This is a genomic window from Candidatus Neomarinimicrobiota bacterium, from assembly GCA_041862535.1.
Lineage (GTDB): Bacteria > Fidelibacterota > Marinisomatia > SCGC-AAA003-L08 > TS1B11.
The window spans coordinates 1-6,637 of sequence record JBGVTM010000246.1 but is presented as its reverse complement, the minus strand read 5'-3'; the positions used below and the strand labels follow the sequence as shown (position 1 = coordinate 6,637).

The window sequence follows — 6,637 nt, the reverse complement described above, 5'->3', positions numbered from 1 at the left end:
GGTCGCTGGTTCAAATCCAGTCGCCCCGACCACCGATTTTGCCGACGGAAGAGTATCTCCCGTCGGCATTACTCGTATCAGCACCTCCTTGCTGATTTTCATGCCGGAACCCCAAACAACCACAAATGACCGACGTAACTGTATACGCAAGTGTGTATACGAATCATGATTAGTCAATAGAGCTTTGAGTTTTAGGTGAAGTCGTGCGATTGCGATGGAATTGATACATCACACCAATGCATGAAGACCATTTATGATGATCTGAGGCATCAAGCAGCAGACTTAGTCCGAAACCAACCGGCTTATACCTAACAGTTTCGCCCGTCCTTTTGAATATTCGCTCACATAAGCAGCTAGGTCAGGGAAATCCTCAACTAACCGAGTTGACAGAAAGCGGGTATAGATCATAGTCGTTTCGATGTTGCGGTGCCCCATGAGGTTGCTGACCAGCATGATATCACCGGTCTGCAGCCAAGTACGAACACCGAAGGTGTACCGGAGATCGTGGAAGCGGTGATCTGTGAAGCCGAGTTGGGTTACGATCTTTTTGAATGCCTTCGAATAATAGTCTGGCCTATGACTTTCAGCGACCAACTTATTGTAGATCATGAGTAGATCAGGATTGAGGGGAATCTGACATTCTTCCTGGGCCTTGGCGAACTCTGTAGGCACCAACAGGTGCCTTCCCTTTGGAAGAGCATTAAATGGTTCATGGAAGTGGCAACCGGTCTCGCGGTAAAACCAAAATACATCAGCCAAGAAGGGCGTGGCCACTTGTTGGATGCGATATAACTCCTCATTAGAGAGATACTTGGGTAGCGGGCGGCTTTGCTTGATTTCCTTGATCCTAGGAACCGTCTGGATCAGGCGATTTTCTTTGGCCCAAAGGAAGTAAGTCTTCAGAGCTCGCAGGTTCATGTTTACTGTCATAGTTGAGTGTGTCTCATGATAGGCTCGTTTAAACTCACCCAGACCTTCGGATGTTATTTCCTCAAGCGGTCTACTAGCCCCAACGACCGCGATAAGGTGCTGGAGAGCTAAGGTATATACCTCTAATGTCTTCTTCCTCAATCCATCAAGTTTCCTAGCGCTCATATAGTCCGAAACTGCCTCCTCTAAGGTGGTTCGCTTGACTGTGGTGAGGCTTCCGTTCATCCAGGGGAAGGTGTACCCTACCCCAGCTTTAATGGTTTCTTCAACCTGGAGCACTTTTTGAAATCGTAATGCAGCCACTTTGGCATCTTCAGTCTTCAGCGGTATGAGTTTCGACTTACCTTCGGTGTTTTCACCACGGATATAAATCCGCGCGTAGAATCTACCATGTCGATTGTTATTTCCCTTATTCCGTGCACCGCCAGGATACCGCACTAAAGTTGCCATGAGATAATCTCCTGAGGCAGGTACGCCGGAATCCCGCCCTGGGAGCAACAGGCTATGATGACCTCAGATGTGGCGGCGGACTTCCGGCAAAAGGTTGGTATGACAATGGCGATCCCCATAGCCTGCGCGTATCTTAGCATACGAACTGGCAGCGTATCAAGGAATACTAATGTTTCTAAGCGTATATTCTGTATACGTTTATGACGCCTGGAATGTGCATAGGAGTCCCTCTCACCAGAATCATGAACTGTGATAAGGATTTATCGCTTGGTAGTAGCTGCGGGCCAAACGCTGACGATTAATAATCGAAGTGGATAAATGTAGTAAAAGCCGCTACAAAACTCCTTGTAATCACCAGATTACCGGCACTTTTCTACTGATATTCAGAAGATTATCTCTGATTTGCGGTGAGTGTGATTGGAGATATGTCTATTTGCTGAGCGTGGCCTTCTAGAATAGTCCGCTAACGTACAACCCTGGCTCCTTGCCCGCTCACGATCTTCTCTACCTCCTTGTGCGTAACATGGAAGTATCACCTGGGGTGGTCATGGCCAAGGCGCCAAGAGCTGCACCGTAGTTTACCGCTTGGGCAGGATCCTGCAGTTCCATCAAGCCATAAATAAATCCGGAAGCGAAGCTATCCCCGCCACTCGCACGGTTCATGATTTCAAGATCAGGACGGTGAATAGCCTCATGGAAATTACCATTCATCCAGCAAATAGCTCCCCAGTCATTAACAGTGGCTGTTTTCACTTTCCGCAGGGTGGTAGCGATGGTCTTGAAGTTGGGATAGTGCTCCACGGCAGTTTCGATCATTTGCTTGAAGCCTGCAATTTCAAGATTTGTGAGACCTTCATCCACTCCTTCAACTTCAAAGCCCAGACAGGCGGTGAAGTCTTCCTCATTGTCTTGCATGACACCCACTTCCCGTCGCTGGGTGAAGAAGTCCGAAGCCAGTTCCCGCCCTCCTTCCAACCGCAGAGTCTGCTTTCCGGGAACTGCCGACCCCACGACACAGCGATCCGTTCCGGTATAATGCAGCACGACCTGATCCGGTTGAAAAAGCTCCGCAACCAGAAACGTCTCCCGCAGCTCCTCTGTAGCCATGCTCTGATAACGTACCTGATCCGCCAGGTATCTGACTTTCATCGACTTCTCCTTCCAACTCTCTCTACCGCGGATACAGCCGTCGTGGGGTACTACGGAATGATCTCGATCGGCTCACTCAATTCCCGTCTGAGCATTCCAAGATAGTCAATGAACTCATCTTCGGTATGAATACCATCGCGTTCCATTTCCCATGCGGCAAGAAAATAAAATGTCACTTTACCATCTCTTGGCCGCAGTATGGCTACTAAGCTGTGCTGGTCCTCCTTCAACTCGATCAGGTTATCTCGCCGGTAAAAGACGGCCATTCCCAGGTTATCCTCGGCTAGACTCTGCCGTCCATACGTGGCCAGATAGGTCTATTCCGAACTTTCTTCTGGATCGATGATCTGTCTGCCCTCAGGGTGCTTGACGATTCCGGTACATAGATTCTCAGGATCAGGCCGGAAGCTGAGGTCATGCCGCGAAGCACGCTGCCCCGCAGCGATGGACAGCTCGGAAACCAGGTTGTACTTCATCCCCTTAACCGACCAGCCGTAATACTGGGTGCGGATCAATGCCTGTATTGGACCATCCGCAACGACGGCGCAGGTGATACTGTCCGTCTTCGCCACGCGCTCAGCCGTATCACCTACCCACATCCCGATCGATCCAATCCCGAGAGACTCACCCACCTGCAGGATATCCATCCCCCACTTGGACATCTCATGGTAGGAATCGAAACCGTCCTGGCCGACATTCGGGAGCACCATCCCGGCCACCTTTTTCCCGAAGATATCGATGGCATTGCGCCAGTCCAGATAGAAGCGGTAGCCCACCTTGTCCGATTCCCAGCCCGGACCTTCATAGCGGATATACGTGGAGTGATCAGTATGCTCTGGCGGCACACGCAGGTACTTTACATTGGTAAAGGCGCCGCCCAGGTACTTTTGCTTCTCGAAACGCCGCCCGATTTTGCGGGACAGCTCACCATAGGCTCTTTGGGTGTAGGTGCGCTGTTTCTCGCCCGATGGCGCAAACCTGATAGTGAGCTTTTTCGTTTCTCCAGGCTCGAAATCAGCAAGGCACATTACCTGATCCACCATACCATCCCGATCCAGGTCGTTCCCCTGGCTGGCAAGTTCAATCCCGTCCTAGAAAACCACAAAGGCATGGGGATTGAAGCGCGAGTCCAGCACCTTCAGATCGTCAACGCTCAGCGAAAAAGATCCATCCGTGTGCGAGAATCCAGCCGTATTCTTAACCTGTACGGTGACTGCTTCGGGATAAGCTTCAACGATATCACGGGGGATACTTCCCCTCTGGGTACAGTGGAGTAGTAACAGGTTTAGAATAAGATAGAGATATATCAAACGATTTCTCATGGGATCTTCTCCTGTTCCGGTAGCCTTCTGTCCCCAGCTGCCGATTAATCAAGGATTACCGCATCTGCGGGCACCTGTTTCCCGATGCTGAGTAAATCCTCGATGGAATCAGTCAGGCCGGTAAGCCGAATGTTGGCGGATTTTTGCCCATCGATGACCATAAAAGGACGGGTGTCTTCAGGTACGAACACGCCCTCAAGCGACACATTCCGGCTGCTCAGAATACTCATCACAGGCGTTTCTTCCGACATAATTTTCACGTTGTTGAGTGAAACTCCATCCGCATCCACGCAAACGAGACCATTCTTGGCAGAAATGACGATGTTGTTCAGTACGATGTCGCTGATAGCCATTTCAGGTAATCCCTGTAATAATATTGCCCGGTCAGCACCACGGCAGGTGATATTCTCGATATGGATATTTCGAAAACTTGGTGTTTCTTCGCTAACAGCGACTTCCGGCCGTTCTTTATAGACCAACAGTTTGTCTGAATTCAATTCCGGGATCGGGGGCTGACTGTCATAATACATATTAAAACGAATCGCCTCGGTCGGGATAGCTTTCATATAGATATCGCGGATAAAGATATTCTCCACGATCCCGCCGCGCCCGCGGGTACTTTTGAATCGTAATCCCACGTCGGTCCCTAAAAAGGTGCATCGGCGCACATCAATATTGCGAACGCCGCCCGACATCTCGCTGCCGATGGTGAAACCTCCGTGCCCGTGATACACGATGCAATCGGCAATCGCGATATTCTCACTGGGCTTTCCCCGTCGCCGGCCATATTCGTTTCTACCCGACTTCAGGCAGATGGCATCATCACCCACATCGAAACTGCAGTTGTAAACCACAACATTGCGGCAGGATTCCAGATCGATTCCATCGCCGTTCTGGGCGAACCACGGATTGAGCACCGTGATGTTGCGGATGACCATATTCTCGCACATAAGGGGATGAATATTCCAGGCGGGAGAATTCTGAAAGGTGGGGCCATCGAGTAGCACGTTACGGCATTTCACCAGATTTACCAGTACCGGTCGCAGATACTCGCGAGCTGCGGCATAGTCCTGGATAGCGCTGTTTTTCCGGTTGTTCAACCGTTCGACGATTTGAGCCCCCTTCAGTGCTTGCTCAGAAGGCCACCAGACACGACCATCTTTACTGATGACACCGCCTGAAGCGCGCAGCTGTTGCCACTGTTGATCGGTGGTTTTGAATTTCTTCACCGGCCGCCAGGCTTCGCCAGCTCCATCGATGATCCCATCTCCTGTGATGCCGATATTTTCCAGTTCCAGGCCGAAAATTGGTGCGATACACCGCACCTCCTCCCGTCCCTCCCAGGTACTCCTGATCAGGGAATAGTCCTCAAAGCGGGAGCTGAACTGCAGCACGGCACCTTTTTCCAGGTGCAGATTGACATTGCTCTGCAATCGGATCGGGCCGGTGAGCCATAATCCCGGTGGGATATTGACGGTCCCACCACCGGCAGCCGCACACGCTTCAAGTGTGCTATTAATGGCCTCCGAGTTCATGGTATGTCCGTCACCAACGGCTCCGTAATCGACAATATTCTCAACATGGGAAGGAAAGGAGGGTATCGTTACCGGCGGCATATCAAAGGATAGATCGCTGGTATAGCGAGCCAGGTCCTCCTTACCACCACCAACTGAACTGAATAAAGATACTATGGTAACCACCAGTACGGTGGTTTTATGAGCTCGTTGTATCATTTCTTCTCTTTCTTTGATCTCAAATTTGTTTGGGTGATCATAAACCTGCCTACTGCATCCTACCCTCAGCGGATTGCATCTGTGAGGTTATCGAAGAAGAGACGCTGAAGCACTAAAACGTGAAGGTGAGTGCAAAGCGGTTAACATCCGCAAATACAGCCATGTTTGAATAGGAGTAGCTGATATGCGCTGTGATCCCCATAAGATTATATTGGATGCCGAATCCACCCGACCATCCTTTCACATCATGGTTGGTAACATACCCTCCTCTTAGAGAGATCATATTGTTCAGGGTATATTCCAGACCCATATGTAAGCGTTCAGTATAGTTATTGGGGTGAGTGAACTCCATCGACACTAACAAGGAGTTGTTCTCGCCGTGGACCGGGTTGAGGACATTCATCACATCAATGACCCCCCCGACAGCAAAAATCATCGGCAGCTGGGTTGTGATCTCCTCGTATTTCACCGCGTTGCCGAAATTGCGAATCGACATGGCAAAGCGGAAACTCTCGATAGGTGTGTAATACTTAACACCCAAATCATAAACCATCAGCTGATGCTCATTATCCTTCAAACCCGAAGCCAGGTTACTCTGTCCCAATTGCTGGTTCACGTACCGGAGAGACAGGCCGAATTTGAAAAGCGTTGAGATATTGCGCGCATAGGTCAATCCGAAAGCATACGCACCAACGTTATCGACCATGCCGGTTTCGACATACCCGGTTTCATCCGTAGCTATCTCAGCAGCCGAGATCAGCCGCGTCCCTATGATATCGCCGTAATTGACATGCACCAAACTTAATCCGATGGCTCCATAGTTTTTCAGGTTCCAGGCGATGCCGTTAGCGATATATTGGATATCCGCAATCCATTTAGTATTGGACAGGAAAAACTCAAATTTATCAGTCATTTCCGCCAGACCAGCCGGATTGTAGAATACACTGCGGATGCCCTGCCCCAACGCAGTATAGGCATCCCCGAGTGCGGTTGCATCCGGCACCACACTAACCTGAAGAAAATTCATGGTGGACTGGCCGGTTTTTTTCATCT

General features: G+C 50.2%; 4 protein-coding genes and 2 pseudogenes. All 6 read right to left on the bottom strand.

Features of this window, described 5'->3' with window-relative positions:
• Positions 1-282: 282 nt before the first annotated feature.
• Positions 283-1,380 (bottom strand): tyrosine-type recombinase/integrase, encoded by a 1,098-nt coding sequence (locus ACETWG_09065; protein ID MFB0516736.1) that lies wholly within the window; start codon positions 1,378-1,380, stop codon positions 283-285.
• A 463-nt stretch (positions 1,381-1,843) separates the two neighbouring features.
• Positions 1,844-2,349: pseudogene (locus ACETWG_09060) on the bottom strand (PfkB family carbohydrate kinase).
• A gap of 230 nt (positions 2,350-2,579) precedes the next feature.
• A pseudogene (locus ACETWG_09055) lies at positions 2,580-3,614 on the bottom strand (DUF4861 domain-containing protein).
• A gap of 6 nt (positions 3,615-3,620) precedes the next feature.
• On the bottom strand, positions 3,621-3,851 hold the full coding sequence (locus ACETWG_09050; GenBank protein ID MFB0516735.1) for a hypothetical protein: 231 nt from the start codon (positions 3,849-3,851) through the stop codon (positions 3,621-3,623).
• Positions 3,852-3,895: 44 nt separating this feature from the next.
• The gene (locus ACETWG_09045; GenBank protein MFB0516734.1) at positions 3,896-5,584 is read right to left on the bottom strand and encodes a glycoside hydrolase family 28 protein; all 1,689 of its coding nucleotides are present in this window, start codon (positions 5,582-5,584) and stop codon (positions 3,896-3,898) included.
• Positions 5,585-5,696: 112 nt separating this feature from the next.
• The coding region (locus tag ACETWG_09040) for a PorV/PorQ family protein (protein MFB0516733.1) at positions 5,697-6,637 on the bottom strand (941 nt) is incomplete at its 5' end.

Excerpts from the sequence above, each read along its gene's own strand:
- ACETWG_09045 (MFB0516734.1), bottom strand. The coding sequence starts at position 5,584 with ATGATACAACGAGCTCATAAAACCACCGTACTGGTGGTTACCATAGTA.
- ACETWG_09065 (MFB0516736.1), bottom strand. The coding sequence starts at position 1,380 with ATGGCAACTTTAGTGCGGTATCCTGGCGGTGCACGGAATAAGGGAAAT.
- ACETWG_09050 (MFB0516735.1), bottom strand. The coding sequence starts at position 3,851 with ATGAGAAATCGTTTGATATATCTCTATCTTATTCTAAACCTGTTACTA.